The sequence below is a fragment of the Rhodoplanes sp. P11 genome (assembly GCF_964266735.1).
GTDB classification, from domain to species: domain Bacteria; phylum Pseudomonadota; class Alphaproteobacteria; order Rhizobiales; family Xanthobacteraceae; genus Rhodoplanes; species Rhodoplanes serenus.
The window spans coordinates 31,604-50,521 of record NZ_CAXWGY010000019.1 but is presented as its reverse complement, the minus strand read 5'-3'; the positions used below and the strand labels follow the sequence as shown (position 1 = coordinate 50,521).

At 72.4% G+C, this 18,918-nt stretch carries 20 protein-coding genes; 8 read left to right on the top strand and 12 right to left on the bottom strand.

Annotated elements, in window-relative coordinates; translation table 11 throughout:
- The 5 genes from der to ACFQUV_RS19340 all read right to left on the bottom strand — a co-directional run bounded on the left by der (position 1) and on the right by ACFQUV_RS19340 (position 4,482).
- Positions 1–1,437: a ribosome biogenesis GTPase Der gene (der, locus tag ACFQUV_RS19360; protein ID WP_129608793.1), complete on the bottom strand. Its 1,437-nt coding sequence runs from the start codon at positions 1,435–1,437 to the stop codon at positions 1–3.
- A 154-nt stretch (positions 1,438–1,591) separates the two neighbouring features.
- Positions 1,592–2,161 (bottom strand): hypothetical protein, encoded by a 570-nt coding sequence (locus tag ACFQUV_RS19355; RefSeq protein ID WP_129608792.1) that lies wholly within the window; start codon positions 2,159–2,161, stop codon positions 1,592–1,594.
- Between the two features lie 18 nt (positions 2,162–2,179).
- Positions 2,180–2,836, bottom strand: a complete 657-nt coding sequence (locus tag ACFQUV_RS19350) for a tetratricopeptide repeat protein (protein ID WP_129608791.1) — start codon at positions 2,834–2,836, stop codon at positions 2,180–2,182.
- Positions 2,837–3,005: 169 nt separating this feature from the next.
- On the bottom strand, positions 3,006–3,830 hold the full coding sequence (panB, locus tag ACFQUV_RS19345) for a 3-methyl-2-oxobutanoate hydroxymethyltransferase (protein WP_111386370.1): 825 nt from the start codon (positions 3,828–3,830) through the stop codon (positions 3,006–3,008).
- 49 nt (positions 3,831–3,879) lie between these two features.
- The gene (locus ACFQUV_RS19340) at positions 3,880–4,482 is read right to left on the bottom strand and encodes an NnrU family protein (protein ID WP_129608790.1); all 603 of its coding nucleotides are present in this window, start codon (positions 4,480–4,482) and stop codon (positions 3,880–3,882) included.
- A 212-nt stretch (positions 4,483–4,694) separates the two neighbouring features.
- Between ACFQUV_RS19340 and ACFQUV_RS19335 the strand changes: the two genes are divergently transcribed.
- Together ACFQUV_RS19335 and ACFQUV_RS19330 are read left to right on the top strand one after the other, a co-directional pair.
- On the top strand, positions 4,695–5,675 hold the full coding sequence (locus ACFQUV_RS19335; RefSeq protein WP_129608789.1) for a tripartite tricarboxylate transporter substrate binding protein: 981 nt from the start codon (positions 4,695–4,697) through the stop codon (positions 5,673–5,675).
- Between the two features lie 167 nt (positions 5,676–5,842).
- The gene (locus tag ACFQUV_RS19330) at positions 5,843–6,199 is read left to right on the top strand and encodes a hypothetical protein (protein WP_129608788.1); all 357 of its coding nucleotides are present in this window, start codon (positions 5,843–5,845) and stop codon (positions 6,197–6,199) included.
- A 129-nt stretch (positions 6,200–6,328) separates the two neighbouring features.
- On the opposite strand, the gene ACFQUV_RS19325 is transcribed toward ACFQUV_RS19330, so the two are convergent.
- Positions 6,329–7,222 carry a DMT family transporter gene (locus ACFQUV_RS19325; protein WP_129608787.1) on the bottom strand — a complete coding sequence of 298 codons (894 nt, stop codon included), beginning with the start codon at positions 7,220–7,222 and terminating at the stop codon, positions 6,329–6,331.
- A 327-nt stretch (positions 7,223–7,549) separates the two neighbouring features.
- Between ACFQUV_RS19325 and ACFQUV_RS19320 the strand changes: the two genes are divergently transcribed.
- Entirely contained in the window at positions 7,550–8,032 is a 483-nt protein-coding gene (locus ACFQUV_RS19320) for a hypothetical protein (RefSeq protein WP_129608786.1), read from the top strand.
- A gap of 276 nt (positions 8,033–8,308) precedes the next feature.
- On the opposite strand, the gene ACFQUV_RS19315 is transcribed toward ACFQUV_RS19320, so the two are convergent.
- Together ACFQUV_RS19315 and ACFQUV_RS19310 are read right to left on the bottom strand one after the other, a co-directional pair.
- A complete protein-coding gene (locus ACFQUV_RS19315; RefSeq protein ID WP_129608785.1) occupies positions 8,309–8,605 on the bottom strand; it encodes a YARHG domain-containing protein in 297 nt (98 codons plus the stop codon).
- 260 nt (positions 8,606–8,865) lie between these two features.
- Complete coding sequence (locus ACFQUV_RS19310; RefSeq protein WP_111386382.1) at positions 8,866–10,398, bottom strand: acyl-CoA carboxylase subunit beta; 1,533 nt, start codon at positions 10,396–10,398, stop codon at positions 8,866–8,868.
- A 307-nt stretch (positions 10,399–10,705) separates the two neighbouring features.
- Here ACFQUV_RS19310 and ACFQUV_RS19305 point away from each other — a divergent pair, with 307 nt between their 5' ends.
- On the top strand, positions 10,706–12,895 hold the full coding sequence (locus ACFQUV_RS19305) for a S8 family serine peptidase (protein ID WP_244601552.1): 2,190 nt from the start codon (positions 10,706–10,708) through the stop codon (positions 12,893–12,895).
- 86 nt (positions 12,896–12,981) lie between these two features.
- Positions 12,982–13,245 (top strand): hypothetical protein, encoded by a 264-nt coding sequence (locus ACFQUV_RS19300; RefSeq protein ID WP_111388796.1) that lies wholly within the window; start codon positions 12,982–12,984, stop codon positions 13,243–13,245.
- A gap of 7 nt (positions 13,246–13,252) precedes the next feature.
- Here the strand turns inward: ACFQUV_RS19300 and ACFQUV_RS19295 are convergent, their stop codons facing one another.
- From ACFQUV_RS19295 to ACFQUV_RS19285, 3 genes are read right to left on the bottom strand one after another with little or no spacing between them, the layout of a single operon-like run.
- Entirely contained in the window at positions 13,253–13,564 is a 312-nt protein-coding gene (locus ACFQUV_RS19295; protein WP_129608784.1) for an EscU/YscU/HrcU family type III secretion system export apparatus switch protein, read from the bottom strand.
- Complete coding sequence (locus tag ACFQUV_RS19290; RefSeq protein ID WP_129608783.1) at positions 13,561–15,087, bottom strand: flagellar hook-length control protein FliK; 1,527 nt, start codon at positions 15,085–15,087, stop codon at positions 13,561–13,563. Before ACFQUV_RS19290 ends, ACFQUV_RS19295 begins: the two co-directional genes overlap by 4 nt.
- Before the next feature lie 60 nt (positions 15,088–15,147).
- Positions 15,148–16,101: a LysR family transcriptional regulator gene (locus tag ACFQUV_RS19285; RefSeq protein ID WP_111388480.1), complete on the bottom strand. Its 954-nt coding sequence runs from the start codon at positions 16,099–16,101 to the stop codon at positions 15,148–15,150.
- A 102-nt stretch (positions 16,102–16,203) separates the two neighbouring features.
- Between ACFQUV_RS19285 and ACFQUV_RS19280 the strand changes: the two genes are divergently transcribed.
- Positions 16,204–16,893 (top strand): L,D-transpeptidase, encoded by a 690-nt coding sequence (locus ACFQUV_RS19280; protein ID WP_129608782.1) that lies wholly within the window; start codon positions 16,204–16,206, stop codon positions 16,891–16,893.
- Positions 16,894–16,896: 3 nt separating this feature from the next.
- Here ACFQUV_RS19280 and ACFQUV_RS19275 read toward each other — a convergent pair whose 3' ends face one another.
- The gene (locus ACFQUV_RS19275; RefSeq protein ID WP_129608781.1) at positions 16,897–17,682 is read right to left on the bottom strand and encodes an ATP12 family chaperone protein; all 786 of its coding nucleotides are present in this window, start codon (positions 17,680–17,682) and stop codon (positions 16,897–16,899) included.
- Between the two features lie 153 nt (positions 17,683–17,835).
- Between ACFQUV_RS19275 and ACFQUV_RS19270 the strand changes: the two genes are divergently transcribed.
- Both ACFQUV_RS19270 and ACFQUV_RS19265 read left to right on the top strand, forming a co-directional pair.
- Positions 17,836–18,246 (top strand): hypothetical protein, encoded by a 411-nt coding sequence (locus ACFQUV_RS19270; RefSeq protein WP_111388475.1) that lies wholly within the window; start codon positions 17,836–17,838, stop codon positions 18,244–18,246.
- A gap of 100 nt (positions 18,247–18,346) precedes the next feature.
- Positions 18,347–18,814 (top strand): hypothetical protein, encoded by a 468-nt coding sequence (locus ACFQUV_RS19265; RefSeq protein WP_378395497.1) that lies wholly within the window; start codon positions 18,347–18,349, stop codon positions 18,812–18,814.
- Positions 18,815–18,918 lie beyond the last annotated feature (104 nt).

The window sequence follows — 18,918 nt, the reverse complement described above, 5'->3', positions numbered from 1 at the left end:
CTATTTGCGGGTGGCGCGGGTGGCATACGGATTCGCCTTCTCGCGCAGCGTCAGCCGGATCGGGGTGCCCGGCAGGTCGAAGGCGTCCCGCAACCCGTTGATCAGGTAGCGCCGGTAGGAATCCGGCACCGCGTCGGCGCGGGAGCAGAACAGCACGAAGCTCGGCGGCCGCGCCTTGGGCTGGGTGATGTAGTTGAGCTTGAGCCGGCGCCCCGCCACGGCCGGCGGCGGATGGGCGTCGAGGACCGTGTCGAGCCAGCGGTTCAGCGCATGGGTCGGCACCCGGCGGTTCCACACCGCGTGGATGTCGAGCACGGCCTGCATCAGCCGGTCGAGGCCGGCGCCGGTGAGGCCCGACACCGCGACGACCGGCAGGCCGGCGACCTGCGGCAGCCGGAAGGCGGCCTGCTCGCGCAGCCGCGCCAGCGCGCCCGCCTCGCTTTCGGCGAGGTCCCACTTGCTCAAGGCCAGCACCAGCGCCCGCCCCTCGCGCTCCACCAGATCGGCGATGCGCAGATCCTGCTCCTCGAACGGCGCGGTCGCGTCCATCAGCAGCACCACCACCTCGGCGAACCGGATGGCATCGAGCCCGTCGGCGACCGACATCTTCTCCAGGCGGTCGTCGATCTTCGACTTGCGGCGCATGCCGGCGGTGTCGTGGATCTCGAAGCGGCGACCGTTCCAGTCGAGATCGACGGCGATCGAGTCGCGGGTGATGCCGGCCTCCGGGCCGGTGAGCAGGCGGTCGGCGCCGAGCAGGCGGTTGATCAGGGTCGACTTGCCGGCGTTGGGACGGCCCACCACCGCGATGCGGACCGGCCGCGGCGCCTCGGCGGGCTCGGCCTCCGGCTCGGCGATTGTGAAGCCGTCGCGGGCCGCGGCCTTTGCGGCACGCTCGGCCGCGACCGCGGCGCGGGTCACGGCGGCGGCCGCCTCGGTCGCCTCGGGCAGCGCCTCGCGCAGCGCGTCGTAGAGGTCGGACAGGCCCTCGCCGTGCTCGGCCGAGATGCCGACCGGCTCGCCGAGCCCGAGCCCGAAGGCCTCGTAGACACCGGCGCTGGCGGCCCTGCCCTCGCTCTTGTTGGCGACCAGCACCACCGGCTTGCCGGCCTTGCGGACCGCCGCCGCGAAGGCGCGGTCGGCCGGCGTCAGCCCGGCCCGGGCATCGACCATGAACAGGATGCCGTCGGCGTCCGCCATGGCGGCCTCGGTCTGGGCGCGCATGCGGCCGGCGAGCGATTCGCCCGGCGCCTCCTCCAGACCCGCGGTATCGACCACGGTGAAGTCGAGATCGCCGAGCCGGGCCAGCCCTTCGCGGCGATCGCGGGTGACGCCCGGCTGGTCGTCGACCAGCGCGACGCGCTTGCCCACCAGGCGATTGAACAGGGTCGACTTGCCCACATTGGGCCGCCCGACAATGGCGATCGTGAAGGACATCGGAACCGCCGGAGATCTTGGACCGGGCGCGACGGCCCAACGGCCGCGAACACCACACCATGCGCGACGCGAGCCGGACGGCGACGCCGCGGCACGCCCGGCCTGCATAGCAGGCCGCGGCGGTGGTGTCGCGGGGCGGCGCGGAGCCGGTGACCTATCGCGAGAAGCCGCCGGGGGGCGGCGCACTCGGCCACGGCAGCGTGCCCTGGGGCTGCGCCGCGGTTCCGCCGCCGGCACCCGCCGGGGCCGGCGCGGCGGCCTGCGGCGGCGGAGCGGCCGGGCGCACCGGCACGGAACCGACCGGGGTGGCCGGGGCCGGCCGGGCGGTGCGCGAGGGCGCCGGCGCGGCCGGCTCGGCATCGGGCTCTTCGGTCGGCGGTGGCGCCGGACGACGCGGCGTCTGGGCCGCCTGTGGCTGCGGCCGCGGCTTCGGCCGGCTCTCGGTTTGCGGCTTGGAGTCCGGCTTGGGCTCGGCGGCGGCCTCGGGGGCAGGACTCGCGGCTGCGGCAGCCTCGGCCCCCGGCTCGTCCTTGCGGCCCGGCATGTACTCGGGCGGCACGCCCTGCTGGACGCCCGGCACCCCCTCGGGGAACACCGGCTTGCGCTCGCCCGGCAGCTTCTTCTTGGAATCGAACATGCCCGTGATGCTGTCGAGCTGATCACAGCCGGCGACCGGCAGCGCCAGGGCGACGGCGAGCAGCATCACGCGCGCACGGGTCCGCATTCGGGATGCTCCTCGGCTCTAGCTCTTGGCGGCCTCGCCCAGCAGGGCGAGGAGGATGTCGAGGCGAGCCTTGAGGCCGGCCGGCGCGTCGGGATCGCCGACCGCGGCATCGGCCCAGCGGCGGGCCGCGGCGGCGTCGCCGGACTTCCAGGCCGACAGCGCCAGCACCTCGCGGGCCGAATGGCGGAAGGCGCCGTCCGGCCGGGCGAGCGGCTCCAGCCGCCGCGCCACCTCGGCATAGGGCCCGGTGTCGACCAGCAGCAGGCCGGCCCGCACCGCGGCGACCTCGCGGAACAGCGACGTGGCGGCCGGATCGGCCGCGATGGCGTCGTAGGCGGCGACCGCCCCCTTGGGATCGGTGGTGACCAGCTCCTCCGCCTCGCGCAGCCGGGCGAGCTGGCGATAGGCCGGGATCGGCGCATCCTGGGCGAGCTTGGCGAAGGCCGCGGTGGCCTCGGCCGGCTTGCCGTCCTGGGCGAGCCGGGCGGCCGATTCGAAGGCGACGCTCGCCTCGGCGGCCTGCTTGGCCTGGTACCACTGCCAGCCGCGCCAGCCGGCGACCCCGGCGACGATCAGCACGCAGAGCGTGACGATCAGCCAGCCGTGGCGCTTCCAGATCTGCTGGAGGCGTTCTCGCCTGACTTCCTCGTCGACTTCCTGAAAGATGTCGGCCACGCGCTTACACTCGCTGAGCTTCTGGCTGTTCTCGTGGGTCGGCTGATCGATCGCGCCGGACGGCCCCGGCCGGCGCTGCGCTCGTCCATCCTGGCGCTAGACCATGCTTGTGGCGAGCGCAAGGCGTCTGGCGCCCTGCATCGTCGGCGGGGCGTGCCGCGCGGTCCGCTCAGCCCGACTTCTTGAGCGGATAGACGTTGTCGGTGCCCGGGAAGGCGCGGGTCCGCACCTCCTCGGCATAGGCCGCCACCGCCCGCTCGATCGCCGGTCCGAGATCGCCGTAGCGCTTGACGAATTTCGGCACCCGCGGCGACAGGCCGAGCATGTCCTCCAGCACCAGCACCTGGCCGTCGCAGGCGGCGCTCGCCCCGATCCCGATGGTCGGGATGCGCACCTCGCGGGTGATCTTGGCGGCGAGCGGCTCGGCCACCGCCTCGATCACCATGGCGAAGGCGCCCGCCTCGGCGACCGCCTTGGCGTCGGCCTCGATCGGTCCCCAGTCGGCGGCGTCGCGGCCCTGCGCCCGGAAGCTGCCGAGGGTGTTGATCGACTGCGGGGTGAGGCCGACATGGCCCATCACCGGGATGCCGCGCTGGACCAGGAACGCGATGGTCTCGGCCATGCGCTGGCCGCCCTCCATCTTGATGGCGCCGCAGCCGGTCTCCTTCACGACCCGGGCGGCCGACAGGAACGCCTGCTCCTTGGACGCCTCGTAGCTGCCGAACGGCATGTCGACGACGACGAGCGCCCGCCGCGAGCCGCGCATCACCGCGAGCCCTTGCAGGATCATCATGTCGAGGGTCACCGGCACGGTGGTCTCCAGGCCGTGCATCACCATGCCGAGCGAGTCGCCGACCAGGATGGCGTCGCAGTGGCGATCGACCAGGCCGGCGGTGTGGGCGTGATAGGCGGTCAGCATCGCGATCGGCGTGCCGCCCTTGCGGGCGCGGATGTCGGGCGCGGTGAGCCGCCGGTCGTCGCGGTGAACGGACATGATGGAACTCCGGGTCGGATCGCGGGTGGGGCCGGCAGGCGGTGGGGCGTCAGGTCCCCAGTGCCGGGCTGCCGAACACGGCCCGGCCGATCACCAGCGGATGGAACACGAAGGCGAGCGCCAGATAGATGACGGTCCCGACCACCACGGCCAGGATGTCGTTGCGACGGCCGCCGACCGGGATCGGCGGTCCGCCCGGATCGCTGCGCCGCTTGAGCGAGATGCGGTCGTAGACCGCCCAGGCGAGGATCGAGCCGAACAGCAGGATCGAGCCGAGATCGCCGTTGGACAGGAGATGCGCCACCGCCCACAGCTTCACGCCGCTGAGCATCGGGTGCTTGAGGGTGCGCTTGATGTTGCCGGGGATGTAGGCGGCCGTGACCATGACGATGGCGGGCCAGTTCAGCAGGGCCGCGAGATGGCGCGTCCAGGTCGGCGGATTCCACAGCTCGATCCAACCGCCGCCGGCGCGATACTCGGCGAAGCCCCAGCCGATCAGCACGATGCCGAGGAGCGAGACGAGCGCGACCGCGCCCTTGTAGGGCCACTCGCCCAGCTGCTTCACCAGGGCGGCGCGCCGCTCGCGCAGCGACACCAGAACGTGCGCCCCGATGAACAGGACGAGACCCAGGACCAGAACCGCAAGTCCCATGCATTCCCCCGGCATGCGATGAAGGCCGGCGGAGTAGATGCGATCGGCCCTGCCGACGCAAGAGCGTCGGCCGCCGGACCGTCCTGCCGCGACCGCACGGCGCAGGCCGCGATGAGCGCCGACGGCGCACGCTGCGACGGCCGGGAGGCGTGACAACCGGACCGCCCCGGACTACCAGAAGCCGCCTCTCTCTGACGCCCGGAGCCGCCCCGATGACGACCGTCCGCCGCCTCGCCGCCCTCCTCGCTTGCGCGGTCCCGGCCCTGCTCGGCGCCGCCGCCGCGGCCGGCGCCCAGGAGTGGCCGAGCCGCCCGGTGCGGGTGATCGTGCCGTTCGGCGCCGGCTCCACTCCCGACCTGATCGCCCGGGTGGTGGCGGAGGCGTTGCAGCAGCGGTTCGGGCAGCCTTTCGTGGTCGAGAACAAGGCCGGCGCCGGCGGCAATCTCGGCACCGAGGCGATCGCCAAGGCGGAGCCCGACGGCTACACGGTGGGCGTCAGCATCGCCGGCCCGCTCGCCGTCAACGGGCTGATCCAGGGCCGCCTGCCCTACGACTGGAGCCGCGACTTCGCCTATGTGACGACGCTCGCCACCCAGCCCTGCGCGCTCGCCGTCAGCAACAACCTCGGCGTCGCTACGGTGGCCGAGCTGATGGACAAGCTGCGCCGCGATCCCGGCAAGTACAACTATGCCTCGATCGGCAACGGCTCGCTGTCGCATCTGGCCATGGAGGCGATCGCCCGGACGAGCGGCACCTCGATCGTCCACATCGCCTATGCGAGCTCGCCCCAGGCCGCCACCGCCATCATCCGCGGCGACGCTCAGATGGGGTGCCTGCCGGCGGTCGCCGCGACCTCGCAGGCGGAGGCCGGCAACCTCAAGGTGATCGCCGTGTCGACGCCGGAGCGCTCGCCGCTGATCCCGGGCGTGCCGACCCTCAAGGAGAGCGGCATCGACGTCGAGGCGGAGGCGTGGAACGGCCTCGTCGCGCCGGCCCGCACGCCGCCGGCCGTGGTCGAGCGGCTCGGCGACACGGTGCGCGAGGTGCTGTCCACCGCGGCGGTGCGCGACAAGCTCGCCACCCAGGTGATGATGCCGATCCCCTCGACCCCGGAGGCGTTCCGGGGGCGGGTGGAGGCCGAGCTGCGGCGCTGGGGTCCGGTGATCGAGGCGGCCGGTATCAAGGCGAACTGAGCCCGCCTCCGCGCCAGCGCGCGGGTGCCGGTCCTCGAACGATTCCGAGGTTTTTCCCTACCTCCCTGAGATATATTGAGAAATTATCCCGGCTCGATGTCGGCTGCGGAACCGAGGCGGGAGCCGCCGGATTGCCTCTCCGAGACCATCACACAGGAGGCATCCCGATGGCCGAACCCCGCGATTTCGAGCGCGACGCCCGCTTCGACGACCCGCGCGGCATCCAGAACCCCGCCTTTGCGGACCGCACCACCGAGCCGCCGATGCCGGACGGCCGCCGCGGCAGCTCGATGTGGGCGTGGCTCGCCGGCGCCGTGGCGGCGGTGTTCATCATCGCCATCGTGTACGGCGTGAGCAGCAAGAACCCGAACGACGTCGCCTACGACCGCAACGCCCCTGCGGCCACCACCGGCTCGTCGGCCGGGACATCGTCCGGTGCGGCCCCGCCGGCCGGCTCCGGCTCGTCCAGCGTGCCGGGCACCAACAATCCGTCGAGCCAGCGCTCGGCCGATCCGGCTCGCTGACGACGCTGCCGGGTGCGGGGCGTCGGGCCGGCCGATGTCCGGTCCGACGCCCCGCGCCCGGCTCAGGCGATTCGCCGGCCCCTCTAACCTGACTCGAAGATCGCTCTACAAGACCCTTATTATATTGATTTATATCGTCTTGCCGGACGTCCTGCTCGGCGCGTTGACCAGGAACACCGCCGCCGCGCACACCGCCATGCCGACCATCGCGGCCGGCCCGAGGCGCTGGTCGAACAAGGCCCAGGCCATCACGGCGGCGGTCGGCGGGGTCAAGTAGAACAAGCTGGAAATGCGGGTCGCGGCGGCACGCCGGATCAGGAAGTACAGGAGCCAGACGGCGCCGAGCGAGAGCACCAGCACCAGCCAGGCGAGCGCGAACACGAGCTCGCCAGTCCAGCTCACCACCCGGGTCTCGAACAAGAACGCGCCGGCCGCGAACATGAGCCCGGCCGCGCCGTACTGCACCAGCAGCCCGGGCCGCCAATCGATCTCGCCGCCGTGCCGCTTCTGGTAGAGGGTGCCGGCGGTGATCGACAGCAGCGCCGTGACGGCGGCGATCCACGCCCCCAGGCCCGCGCTGCCGCCGGTCTTGTCCTGGACGATCAGGTAGACCCCGAGGACGCCGAGCACGAGGCCGCCCCACTGGCGCGGCGTCACCCGCTCGCCGAGCACCCGGTTGGCGAGCGTCGACACCAGGATCGGCTGCAAGCCGACGACCAGGGCTGTCAGGCCGACCGGCATGCCCTTGCCGATCGCCACGAAGGTGCCGCCCAGATAGCCGCCGTGCATGAGAAGGCCGGCCACCGCGCTGTGGCCGACCGCGACACGCCCCGGCCAGCGCGGCCGCGTCATCACGATCACCCCGGCGAGCAGCAGCACTACGGCCGCCATGCGCAGCGCCAGGAAGGTGAGCGGCTCGACATGGGGAAGCCCCAAGCGCGCCCCGATGAAGCCCGACGCCCACAGGACGACGAAGACCCCCGGAGCCAGCCACGCCACCGTGGCCTCGATGTTGCGCGGCATGGTGCGCCTCCCGCACGCCGTGACCGCCGCGTCTGCCGCCTCGCGCGCCCCGAATCAGGCGTTCGACGGCGCCCCCGGAAGGGGGCTGCACACTCCGGATCTTCGGCCGATATCGCCAGAGTGCCATCACGCCCCGGCTCACGGAAGCGAATGATTCTGATCCCGGCTATCACCCGGATTGATCGACGCAGCGACCGACACGAGCCGTGGTCGTGGGACGGAGCCGCAGAAACCGCTGGTTAACGAAATTCCAACAAACCTCCGTCAAATTTCCGCCAGGTCCGCGGAACAAAACACGGGCCGGGGATTTATGGGGGGTTGGCGGCGATGGTTCGCCTCGCGTCTCTTCGGCTCGCGTCTCTTCGTTTTGCGGCAATTCTGCTCGGGGTGGCGCTGGTCGGTGCCGGCACGTTGCCGGCCGCGGCCGACTACCACATCAAGAAGGACTTCGGCGGCTACGTCGAGGAGTACAAGGCCAAGTACGCCCGCATCCGGGACCGCGGCGAGCGGGTGATCATCGACGGCATCTGCAACTCCGCCTGCACCCTGGTGCTCGGCATCGTGCCGGTCAACCGCATCTGCGTGACGCCGCGCGCCAGCCTCGGCTTCCACCAAGCCTATTACGACAAGGCGTGGACCGCCGGCGTGAAGGTGACGAGCGCGGCCGGCACCGCCGAGCTGATGTCGGTCTACCCGAACCCGGTCAAGCAGTGGATCGCCAGCGTCGGCGGCCTCACGGCCGAGATGAAGAAGCTGAAGAACGGCTACGATCTGTGGAAGATCGTCGATCCCTGCCCCGAAGAGTTCTGACGAGGCGGCGGCCGATCCCGGCGCCTCCGCGGCCCAGCGGCGGGAGGGCTGGTCCCCAGAGTCCGCCTCCGCTCATTCCCGCGCACGCGGAAAGCTCGGGCCACAAACTCCACTCATTCCCGCGCAAGCGGGAATCCAGCTTTCATAACCCACCGCCTTGCGGTTTAGGCTCCTGGGTCCCCGCTTCCGCGAGGACGAGCGGGAGAAACCCCGGCGCGACCCCGGAACGAGCGGAGGAGAGGCGCCCGAGCGCGCCGTCCAGCCTCTCCCCGGTCGTCACCGGCAGCCGTTCTGGCGCTCCATCGCCTGGATCTGGTTGACCCGGGCGCGCTCGCCGGGCATCAGCGGCACCATCGCCTCCACGTCGTAGACGCAGCCGGCATTGCCGAAATACGCGATGGCGCGCTGCGTCTTGAAGCAGTAGCCGCGCGCCTTGTAGATCGAGTTGCGCTCGACCCAGAGCTGCTCGCACAGGCCCTGGGCGACGGCGCCCTCGGTCGCGAGCACGAGCGTCGCGGCGGCGATGGTCGCGATGGCGACCCCGGCGGCTGTCAGCCTTCCTGTCGTGATCATCAAAACCCCCTCGAACCGAGCGGGCGGCGAGGCGGCGAATTCGGGCCGGCGCAGCCCGCGGAAACGACGTGGACAGACTACGCCGTTCCGTGTCGATTGCGAGCCGGACGGTTCGATACGACCCGGCCGGCCATCGCGGCCGGCCGTCGCCGCCTGTGTCGGAGCGGACTCCGATCCACCCGGATCGGACCCCGCTCAAGACCTGCTGGCGTGATCGCATTGTCCACGGCGAACCGGCGTCCACGTCGCCGGACAATGCTCTACAGCGGCAGGTTGTCGTGCTTCTTGGCCGGCATCTCCAGCGTCTTGGTGCGCAGCATGGAGAGCGCCCGGGCGATGCGGCGCCGGGTCGAGTGCGGCATGATCACCTCGTCGATGAAGCCGCGCTCGGCCGCCTTGAAGGGCGACATGAAGCTCGACTCGTACTCCGCGGTGCGCTCGGCAATCTTCTCGGGATCACCGAGGTCGGAGCGGAAGATGATCTCGACCGCGCCCTTGGCGCCCATGACGGCGATCTGGGCGGTCGGCCAGGCATAGTTGACGTCGGCGCCGATGTGCTTGGCGGCCATCACCACATAGGCCCCGCCGAATGCCTTGCGGGTGATCAGGGTGACCAGCGGCACCGTGCACTGGCTGTAGGCGAACAGGAGCTTGGCGCCGTTCTTGATGAGGCCGCCGGACTCCTGCGCGGTGCCGGGCAGGAAGCCGGGCACGTCCACGAAGGTGACGATCGGGATATCGAAGGCGTTGCAGAAGCGCACGAAGCGCGCCGCCTTACGGCTGGCGTCGGAATCGAGCACGCCGGCCAGCACCATCGGCTGGTTGGCGACGAAGCCGACGGTGCGCCCGGCGATGCGACCGAAGCCGGTCAGGATGTTCTTGGCGAACTGCGGCGACAGCTCGAAGAAATCGCCCTCGTCCACGACCTTCTGGATCAGCTCCTTCATGTCGTAGGGCTTGTTCGGATTGTCCGGGATCAGCGTATCGAGCGACGGCTCCAGCCGCTCGACATCGTCGAAGCTCGGCCACTCCGGCACGCCGGCGCCCGAATGGGCCGGCAGGAAGTCGATGAAGCGCCGCATCTGGAGCAGGCACTCGACGTCGTTCTCGAAGGCCCCGTCGGCGACCGCCGAGCGGGTGGCGTGGACGCTGGCGCCACCCAGCTCCTCGGCGGTGACGATCTCGTTGGTCACCGTCTTCACCACCTCGGGGCCGGTGACGAACATGTAGCTCGTGTCGCGCACCATGAAGATGAAGTCGGTCATGGCGGGCGAGTAGACGTCGCCGCCGGCGCACGGCCCCATGATCACCGAGATCTGCGGGATGACCCCGGACGCCTGGACGTTGCGCTTGAACACATCGCCGTAACCGGCGAGCGCCGCGACACCTTCCTGGATGCGGGCGCCGCCGGCGTCGAACAGGCCGATGATCGGGGCCCGCGCCTTCAGCGCCATGTCCTGGATCTTGGTCATCTTCTGGGCGTGCGCTTCCGACAGCGAGCCGCCGAAGACGGTGAAGTCCTTGGCGAACACGAAGACGGTGCGGCCGTTGACGGTGCCCCAGCCGGTGACCACGCCGTCGCCCGGAATCTTCGAGCGGTCGGCCCCGAACTCGCTCGCCCGATGCTCGACGAACATGTCGTATTCTTCGAACGAGCCGTGATCGAGCAGGAGCCCGATGCGCTCGCGCGCCGTCAGCTTGCCGCGCCGATGCTGCGCCTCGATGCGCTGCTCACCCCCGCCGAGCCGCGCTCCGGACCGCCGCTGCTCCAGCTTCTCCAAAATGCTTTTCATGGATCAAAACCCGCACGCCAATGGATGTGCGCCCCGTCCGGACCGTCGCCGCCGGGTACCGCGTCTTCGGCTCCATAGCATGACGGTGGCGCGACAGCGAGACCGCACGGCGGCGTTTGTGGTCGCGGCTCAGCAGCGCCGGCCGTCCGCGTCCGACGGCGCGCCGCTCGATCTCGTTGCAGCGCGACACGGCGGGGAGCTGACGCGGATCACGGAGACGCGAATTGCCGAAATGCGACAGCCCGCAGAATACTCGCGTGAAAATTGAGTCCCGCGTATCCGCCAAGCCACCGAGGAGGACACGGGAATGCCCGAGAAACGCCCCCCAGGACAACGCACGCCACGTCGGCCGGCCCGCGACACCAAGCCCCGTCGCGCCACCACACGGGATACGCGCAGCGCCAAGCCGACCAAGGCCAAGGCGGCCCCTCGGAAGGCGACGGCGAGCAAGGCTTCCAAGACCCGGGCCGCCCGCCCGCGCGCCGCGATGCCGACCGCCGCGGAGCTCGCCTCGACCGACGCGCTGCTCCAGCAGATCCTCGCGACCGTGCGGCCGATCGCGCTCACCGGGCTCACGGCGCCCGCCGCCCCGCGGCCGCGCGCGATGGCCGCCCTGATGGCGTCGGACCGGCTGGCGACCCGCCTGTCGGCGATGCCGGCCGCCGAGCCCGCCGCCATGCAGGAGCTGGCGGTCCGCACCCGGCCCGCGATGGACCCCCGCCTCCAACTCGCGCTGCTCAATCAGCGTAGCGGCAAGCGCATGCTGGCGCTCAGCTCCACCCCGGGCGGCGACGAGATCGCCGTGGTGGCGCGGGTGACGTCGGTCGAGGACTGGCGCGCCCTGCCCGACGTGTTTCCGGCGAGCGAGCTCGGCCGTGCGGCCGACGGCTCGTTCATCGTCACCGGCCGGATTCCCATCGGCCGTATCGAGGCGGTCCACGCCGCCGCGCCGGTGCTCAGCCTCAAGGCGTCGCAGCCCGTCCATCCGGCGCTGGCCCAGACCGTCACCGCGATGGGCTGCCGGCCGGATCTGCTGCCGCCCACCGCTTCACCCGAGGGCGGCGCCGGCGTGGTGGTCGGGGTCGTCGATTTCGGCTGCGACTTCGCCCACCGCAACTTCCGCACCCGCGACGGCGCGACGCGGCTGATCGCGCTGTGGGACCAGAGCGGCATCGCCCGCCCCGACAGCCCGTTCGGCTACGGCCGGGTGTACGGCCGCGCCGAGATCGACGCGGCGCTGCGATCCCGCGACCCCTACGCCACCCTCGGCTACGGCCCGCCGCCCGATTCGCCCTATCAAATCGGCACCCACGGCACCCATGTGGCCGACATCGCGGCCGGCAACGGCAACGGCTCGGGCCAGCCCGGCCTCGCCCCGCAGGCCGACATCGTGTTCGTCGAGGTGGCCAGCACCGACATCGCCTGGGAGGGGCCCGACATGGTCGGCCAGAGCTTCGGCGATTCGGTGCAGCTCCTCGAGGCGGTGCGCTTCGTCTTCGACACCGCCGGTGACCGCCCCTGCGTCTGCAATCTCAGCCTCGGCACCAATGGCGGGCCGCACGACGGCACCTCGCTGGTCGAGCAGGGCTTGGACGCCCTGGTGCGCGAGAAGCCGAACCGTGCCGTGGTGATCGCCGCCAGCAACTCGCAGGACGACGGCATCCACACCAGCGGGCAGGTGCCGGGCGCCGGCAATCACGACGTCGTCTGGTCGCACGGGGTCTCCGGCGGCGGCGAGCTGGAGCTTTGGTATGCGGGCGATCGGCGTCTGGAGGTGACGCTGCTGGCGCCCGACGGCACGACCTTCGGCCCCCTCGCCCCCGGCGCCAGCCTGCCGGTCGGCTCGCCCGGACAGATCGCGATCTTCCTCAGCAGCCGCCTGGCCGACCCCAACAACCGCGACAACGTCATCGGCATCTGGCTGGCGGCCGGCCTGCCGACCGGCGCCTGGACGGTGCGGCTGCGCTCGCTCGACGGCCAGCCGGTCGACTATCACGCCTGGATCGAGCGTGACGACCGGGCGCAGTCGTCCTTCGCGGCGCCGGTGCCGACCCATACGCTGGGCTCGATCTCCACCGGCCACGAGACCATCGTGGTGGGCTCCTACGATGCCCACAAGCCGACCCTGCCGCTGTCCTACTTCTCCAGTGCCGGCCCGACCCGGGACGGACGGAGCAAGCCGGAGGTGTCGGCGCCGGGCCACGACGTGATGGCGGCGCGCTCGCGCACCGGCGGCGGGGTGACCCGCAAGTCCGGCACCAGCATGGCGGCGCCGGCCGTGACCGGCCTGATCGCGCTCGTCTATGCCGAGGCGCAGCGCAACGGCCACGACCTGTCGATCGACGACCTGCGCCAGCGGCTCATCGATCACGTCCTCACCGCACCCCCGGCACTCGACGCCGGTGGCTGGGATGCCCGCTACGGCTATGGCCGGGCGAGCGGCGGTGCGGTCGCCGAGGCGGGGGCCGCCCGGGTCCGCCGGCGGCGCGTCGCCTGAGCGACCGGCCGGCGGCCCTTGACCGAAGCCGCCGGCTCCCCAGATCCGAGCGAGAGGCTGCGAACCGCCTCGTGGAGCCGATTGTCATGCCCATCGACCTGAAGTCGCTGTCGAAGCTGGAATCGCTCCCGGCCTCCGCCACGGCGAAGCCGCACGCCGACGACGATCCGCTGGTGGTCATGGTCAAGCTGCGGAAAGGATCGAACCGGCCCGCCTACCTCTCGCCCCGCGCGGAGTTCGGTCCGAGCCTGTTCTCGGCGGAGATCAAGGCCGAGACGCTGACCCGGCTGGAAGCCGACCCGGCAGTCGAATCGGTGTCGCTGTCGCGCCGCCTGCCCGGCATCGACTGACGGCGCGTCAGCGTCGCAGCGCCGCGGCCGCAGGCCCAGGCGGCAACCGGCCCGACAGGCGCAGGATGAACGACAGCACCTCGGCCACGGCCCGGTACAGCTCCTCCGGAATCTCGTCGCCGAGTTCCACGGCCGAGAGCGCCGCCGCCAGCCCGGCATTCTCCTCGATCGGCACCCCGGCGGCGCGCGCCGTCTCGACGATCTTCTCGCCGATCGCCCCCTTGCCCTTGGCGACGACGCGCGGCGCGCCCGGGGCCTCGTAGAGCAGCGCCACCGCGAGCGGCGTCTTCGGCCGGTCACCGGGCGGGTGCTCGCTCATGAGGCGCGGTCCAGGAAGCGGCCGGCCGGCGCCGCCGTGTCGCGCGGCCGTGGCGGGGCGCCGTCGCGCACCAGCACCTCGGAGGGGTCGAGATCGGCGGCACGCAGGCGCTCGGCGAGATCGGCGGCGTGGTCGCGCAGGAGCGCCGCGCTCGCTCCCCGCTCGGCCCACAGGGTGACGCCGGTCCGGGCGCCCGCGACGGTGATCTGGGCATGCACCACTCCGACCGGCTCGATGTCGAGGGCGAAGCGAGCGCGCCACACCGCCTCCTGCCGTTCGGTGCCGGGCGCCGACTTGCCGTCGCGGGCGATCTCGAACTGGGCGATGGTCGTGCCCTGGGGCGTGGCGAAGGGGATCTCGAACACGAAGCGGCCGGCCGCCTGGTCGGGCCCGCCGGCGGCGCCGGGATCGGGCAGCGAGGCGGCCTGCATCAGGGTGTGACGGGCGAGCGCCGCGTCGGTCTCGGCGAGCAGCGTGCGGGCTGCCGCCTGGGGCGACACGTCGTCGCCGAGCGTCGGCGGCAGCGGCGGCTGCGCGGCCGGCGCGGCGCCGCGATAAGGCGGCGGCGGCCGCTGCGGGCTCCCGGCGGTCGCACCCGCCGGATCGGGCGAGCCCGGCGCCCCCGGCAGGGTCGCTCCGCTTGCGGCGGCCGGCCCCGGCGGGGTCGGCATCGATTGGGCCAGCGTCTGGGCGAGCGCCCGGTAGAGCGCCTGGGCGCCGCCCGCGTCGGGCCGCCCGGCCGCTCCGGTGGTGGCGCCCGCCACCGCCGCCTCGGCGAAGCTCTGCAAGCGGCCATTGTCCGCACCGCCCGCGGCAACGCCGTCGCGGCCCACCATGGCGGCGAGTGCGGCGCGCAGCGCCACCAGGGCGGCCTTCATGTCGCCGGCCGGCGAGGTCCGGGCCGCGGCCGCACCGCCGGCCAGCCCCGCCTCCAGGAACAGGCCGGAGCGGGCGAGCGCGCGGGCGACGTCGTCGGCCTCGATCGGCTCGTCGGTGGGCAGGCGGAAGGCGAGGAGCTGCGCGGCCGCGGCGCGCACCGGGTCCGGCAGGCCGGCGAGCTTCATGGCGGCGGCCACGTTGGCGAGCAGCGGCGCCAGCCCGTCCTGCTGGACGGCGGCGCTGCGCACCGCCTGGGCGAGCGCCGCCTGCGGGCTCGCGGCCGTCGTCGATGGCGATCCGGCGGGATTGGCGGTGGCGGTCTCGACCGCCGGGCGAGCGGCCGCGGCGCGGGCGGTCGCCGCATCGGCCGGGGCGCCGCCGGCAAAAACCTCGTCCGGGTGCAGCAGCACCAGCCGCAGCCCCTCCGGGGTGGCTCGCACGGCGAGCTGGACATGGGCGCCGGGCTGGAGCGGCACCGCGGTCTGCACGTCGATCAGCGCATTGCCGATGGCGAGCTGCACATGGGTCTGGTCGATCAGGCGCATCACCAGCGCGTCGACCACCTGGCCCGGCGTGAAGGTCGGCGCGTTGCCCCCCGACTGGGTGTTCAACGTCACCGCGATGGGAGAGACGACGAGGTCCACGGGTCGCGTCCGGTTGAACTGCTCCGAATCGCAGCCTAGCGGACGTCCGTAAACCAAACGTTAACCTCTCGGTTGCACCGAGGCCGGCTCGCGGCCGGGCTTCGCCGTGACGGGGCCGTCGATGCCGTCAACGGCCCGCAGCGCGGGAACGACGAAGTCCGTGAAGGCCCGCACCGCCGGACGCATGAAGCGCGCCGACGAATAGGCCAGGAACGCCTCGGTCGGCTTGACCTCCCAATCGGCCAGGATGCGGACCAGCCGGCCCTCCGCCAGCGCCTCGGTCACCAGCAGCCGCTGCACCGGCCCGGCCGCACGCCCGCCGAGCAGCGTCCGGGTGATCACGTCGGCATTGTTGGTCCGCAGCACCGGACGCACCGGAACCTCGATCGTCTCGTCGCCGCGCTGGAGGGTCAGAACATCGCCCGGCGACACCGCCGCGGTGACGACGAGATCGAGGTCGGCGAGCCGCGCCGGCGTGTCGATCGGCCCGACCCGGACGAGGAAGGACGGTGCGCACACCACGATGCGCCGGATCAGACCCAGGCGGCGGACCACCAGCTCCTGACCGCCGGGCCGGCCGTACTTCACGGCGAGATCGTAGTTCTCGTGCACGAGATCGACGCTGCGGTTCTCCAGGACGAGATCGACGACCACCCCGGGATGCTCGGCCTGGAACGCCAGCACGAGGGGGTAGAGATGCTGGACGCCGATACAGGACGGGGCATGCACACGCAGCGGCCCCTCGATGGCGCCCATGTCCCGCCGCACCCCTTCGAGGGCCGAGTCGATGGTGGCGAGCGCCGAGCGGCTCGCCTCGTAGAGGGACTGGCCCTGCGGGGTGGGACGCACCAGGCGCGCCGACCGATCGAGCAGCCGCGCGCCGACATGCCGCTCGAGATTGCGCAGATGCTTGGTCACGGCCGGCTGGGAGATCGAAAGGTCCCGCGCCGCGGCGGTCACCGAGCCGCGCTCGACGGTCCGCACGAAGGCCCGCAGGGCAGCCGCCAGGTCCATTCATTCCTCATGGTTATGGGAACCATCACCCATAACAACTATACGCCGTCGGGGCCAGCAGGCATACAGGAGGCTGGACAACCCGACAGGAGCCGAGACCGCATGACGATCGACCGACGCAGGTTTCTGGGCGGAGCGATGGCGGCGGCGGGCTCCGGCCTGCTGGCCGGCTGCGCGAGCACCCAGAACGCGGCCCTCGTTCAGCCGCTCCGCCCGGTCTCGCGCGAGTACGCGGCCATGTACGGGGCGATCGACACCGAGCCGTTCCCGATTCCGGCCGTCGATCTCGCGGAGATCGAGCCGCGATTCCTGCGCCGGGAGGTCACCTTCAGGACCACCGAGCAGCCCGGCACGATCGTCGTCGATCCCGCGGCCCGCTACGCCTATCTGGTGCTCGAGCGCGGCCGCGCGATGCGCTACGGCGTCGGGGTCGGCAAGGAGGAAGGGTTCAACTTCCGAGGCAGCGCCGTCATCGCCCGCAAGGCGGAATGGCCACGCTGGACGCCGACCCTCAACATGATCCGCCGCGAGCCCGAGCGTTACGGCAAGTACGCCCAAGGCCTGCCGGGCGGGCCCGAGAACCCGCTCGGTCCGCGCGCCCTCTACCTCTACCGCGACGGCCAGGACACCTATTACCGGCTCCACGGCACGGACGAGCCGGCGACCATTGGCACCATGGTGTCATCGGGTTGCATCCGATTGATCAACCAGGACATCATCGATCTGTACCGCCGCGTCCCGGTCGGCACCAAGGTGGTCGTGCTGTCGGCCGGCGGCGACGCGACGAGCTGAGCCTCACCCCGCCGGCACCAGCGCCAGCACCGCGGCGGCGGCGTCGAACTCGGCCCGGCGGTGGGCGCGGCGCGCCAGCGCCTCGTCGTCGTGCCCCCACAGGGCCATGTTCCAATCCTCGTCCACATGGCCGGCCGCCCAGGCGTCGTCGGCGGTCAGAACGCCGGCCGCGAGCGCCAGCCCCAGCAGGGCCGAGCCCGTCAGGGTGGTGACCACATGCAGCGCGCCGAGCCGCCACGGATCGGCCGGCAGCAGGGCCCGCATGGCGGCGATCGCCGGCTCCGGCTGCTCGGCGAACACCACGCCCTCGACCAGCACGAAGCGCGCCCCGTGGGCGTCGCGCGCCCAGGCCAGCACCGGGTCCCACGCCCGGCTCTGCCGCTCGACCAGCCGCTCGGGTCCCTCGGCCCGATAGACCACGAGGTCGGAGCGCAGGTAGCGGGCGATCTCGTCGGCCACCTCGGTCGACTTGTCGGCGACCGCGTCGATCACCGCATTGGCGAGCCGAGTCAACGGCATGCGGGCCGGATCGATGGTCTCGACCTGGTCGCGCCATTCGGCCACGACCCGCTCGGCGAGCGCCGCGGTCGGCAGCGCCAGGGTCCGCCGCGCCGGGGTGCGGACCGGCTTGCCGTCGAGCTCGATTGCGAAGCCCTCCCCGCCCGGCCGCATGTCGGCCGTCGTGTAGAAGCGGCGCCGCAGTGGCCGCATGGAGCGGCGCGCCGCCTCGTTGGGGTCGGTGGGGTCGGTGGGGGTTTCGGCGAAGAAGTCGTCGAACAAGCTGGCCATGATGCTCCCGCCTGGAGATGCCGTCGCGATGCTCCCGCCTGGACGGGTCGCCGGATTCCTATCTATGCCGGGAGGCCGCTCCGGCCAACGCGTCGGCGCCCGAGAGGGGCCGCCGCGACCGGCCCGGCCATCGAACCCGCACAGGAGCCGCCGATGACTAGCCCGTTTGCCTCGCTGCCGACCCTCGCGGCCGTCGCCCTCCTCGGCCTCACCCTCGCGGCCGCCCCCGCCGCGGCGCAGCGCGCCGGCACCCCCATCCCGGGCCGGGCGGGCTTTCATGCGGGACCGGGCGTCGTCGTCCCGGGGGCTCGGCCCGGGGTGATCGTCCCACCACGGGGCGGCTGGCACCCGGGACCGGGGTGGCGGCACCGCCCGGCCGGCTGGGGATATGGCTGGGGTCCGGGCTGGGGGCCCGGCTGGGGCGTCGGCGTCTATCCGTGGGGCTTCGGGCCGCCGTGGGCGTGGACTGGCTCCTACCCGACCTTCAGCGAGGTCGACGACATGCCGTGCCTCAAGAAGGTCTGGCTCAGCAAGACGCGGTGGACATGGCGTCGCTTGTGCTGACGGCGCGGCACATTCCTCGCGGTCGAGCGTTGGCGGAGCAGGAGCCGCGCCGCCGTCCGATCCGACCGGGGCGCCGGCTCGAGTCGGAAAGGAGATCGACATGATGCGGAAGACGTCTCTGGCGGCCATGGCTGGGGTGGCTGCGCTCGGCCTCGCCTTGTCGGCGACCCCGGGCGAGGCTCAACGCCTCGGCTTCGGGCACGGCCATGGCGGCTGGCACGGCGGTCATGGCGGCTGGCACGGCGGTGGTGGCTGGGGCGGCGGCGGCTGGGGTGGCGGCTGGCGCCACGCCGGCTGGCACGGTCACCGCCACTGGGGTGGCGGTGGTTGGGGTGCCGGTGCGGCCGCGTTCGGCCTCGGGCTCGGCCTGGCGGCGGCCAGCCAGCCGTGGGGCTGGGGTGGCGGCGGCTGGGGCTATCCGTATGGCGGCTACGCCTACGCGCCCGGCTACAGCTACGGCTACGCGCCGGTCGGCTATTACGGCTATGCGGCGGCGCCGGGCTACGCGACCTCCTGCGTGCGGCGGGTGTGGCGGCACGGCGCCTGGCGGCTCCGCCGCGTCTGCTGACCGCCCATTGCACGACGCGACGTCCCGTGCGGCCCTCTCCTCGGAGAGGGCCGTTCGCGTTTCGACGCCATGACCGCCAGCCGGAACCGACCCGGGCGCCCGCT

Excerpts from the sequence above, each read along its gene's own strand:
- ACFQUV_RS19325 (WP_129608787.1), bottom strand. The coding sequence starts at position 7,222 with ATGCCGCGCAACATCGAGGCCACGGTGGCGTGGCTGGCTCCGGGGGTC.
- ACFQUV_RS19335 (WP_129608789.1), top strand. The coding sequence starts at position 4,695 with ATGACGACCGTCCGCCGCCTCGCCGCCCTCCTCGCTTGCGCGGTCCCG.
- der (WP_129608793.1), bottom strand. The coding sequence starts at position 1,437 with ATGTCCTTCACGATCGCCATTGTCGGGCGGCCCAATGTGGGCAAGTCG.
- ACFQUV_RS19270 (WP_111388475.1), top strand. The coding sequence starts at position 17,836 with ATGACTAGCCCGTTTGCCTCGCTGCCGACCCTCGCGGCCGTCGCCCTC.
- ACFQUV_RS19310 (WP_111386382.1), bottom strand. The coding sequence starts at position 10,398 with ATGAAAAGCATTTTGGAGAAGCTGGAGCAGCGGCGGTCCGGAGCGCGG.
- ACFQUV_RS19330 (WP_129608788.1), top strand. The coding sequence starts at position 5,843 with ATGGCCGAACCCCGCGATTTCGAGCGCGACGCCCGCTTCGACGACCCG.
- ACFQUV_RS19300 (WP_111388796.1), top strand. The coding sequence starts at position 12,982 with ATGCCCATCGACCTGAAGTCGCTGTCGAAGCTGGAATCGCTCCCGGCC.
- ACFQUV_RS19275 (WP_129608781.1), bottom strand. The coding sequence starts at position 17,682 with ATGGCCAGCTTGTTCGACGACTTCTTCGCCGAAACCCCCACCGACCCC.
- ACFQUV_RS19340 (WP_129608790.1), bottom strand. The coding sequence starts at position 4,482 with ATGGGACTTGCGGTTCTGGTCCTGGGTCTCGTCCTGTTCATCGGGGCG.
- ACFQUV_RS19295 (WP_129608784.1), bottom strand. The coding sequence starts at position 13,564 with ATGAGCGAGCACCCGCCCGGTGACCGGCCGAAGACGCCGCTCGCGGTG.
- ACFQUV_RS19280 (WP_129608782.1), top strand. The coding sequence starts at position 16,204 with ATGACGATCGACCGACGCAGGTTTCTGGGCGGAGCGATGGCGGCGGCG.
- ACFQUV_RS19355 (WP_129608792.1), bottom strand. The coding sequence starts at position 2,161 with ATGCGGACCCGTGCGCGCGTGATGCTGCTCGCCGTCGCCCTGGCGCTG.
- panB (WP_111386370.1), bottom strand. The coding sequence starts at position 3,830 with ATGTCCGTTCACCGCGACGACCGGCGGCTCACCGCGCCCGACATCCGC.
- ACFQUV_RS19285 (WP_111388480.1), bottom strand. The coding sequence starts at position 16,101 with ATGGACCTGGCGGCTGCCCTGCGGGCCTTCGTGCGGACCGTCGAGCGC.
- ACFQUV_RS19265 (WP_378395497.1), top strand. The coding sequence starts at position 18,347 with ATGATGCGGAAGACGTCTCTGGCGGCCATGGCTGGGGTGGCTGCGCTC.
- ACFQUV_RS19320 (WP_129608786.1), top strand. The coding sequence starts at position 7,550 with ATGGTTCGCCTCGCGTCTCTTCGGCTCGCGTCTCTTCGTTTTGCGGCA.
- ACFQUV_RS19305 (WP_244601552.1), top strand. The coding sequence starts at position 10,706 with ATGCCCGAGAAACGCCCCCCAGGACAACGCACGCCACGTCGGCCGGCC.
- ACFQUV_RS19315 (WP_129608785.1), bottom strand. The coding sequence starts at position 8,605 with ATGATCACGACAGGAAGGCTGACAGCCGCCGGGGTCGCCATCGCGACC.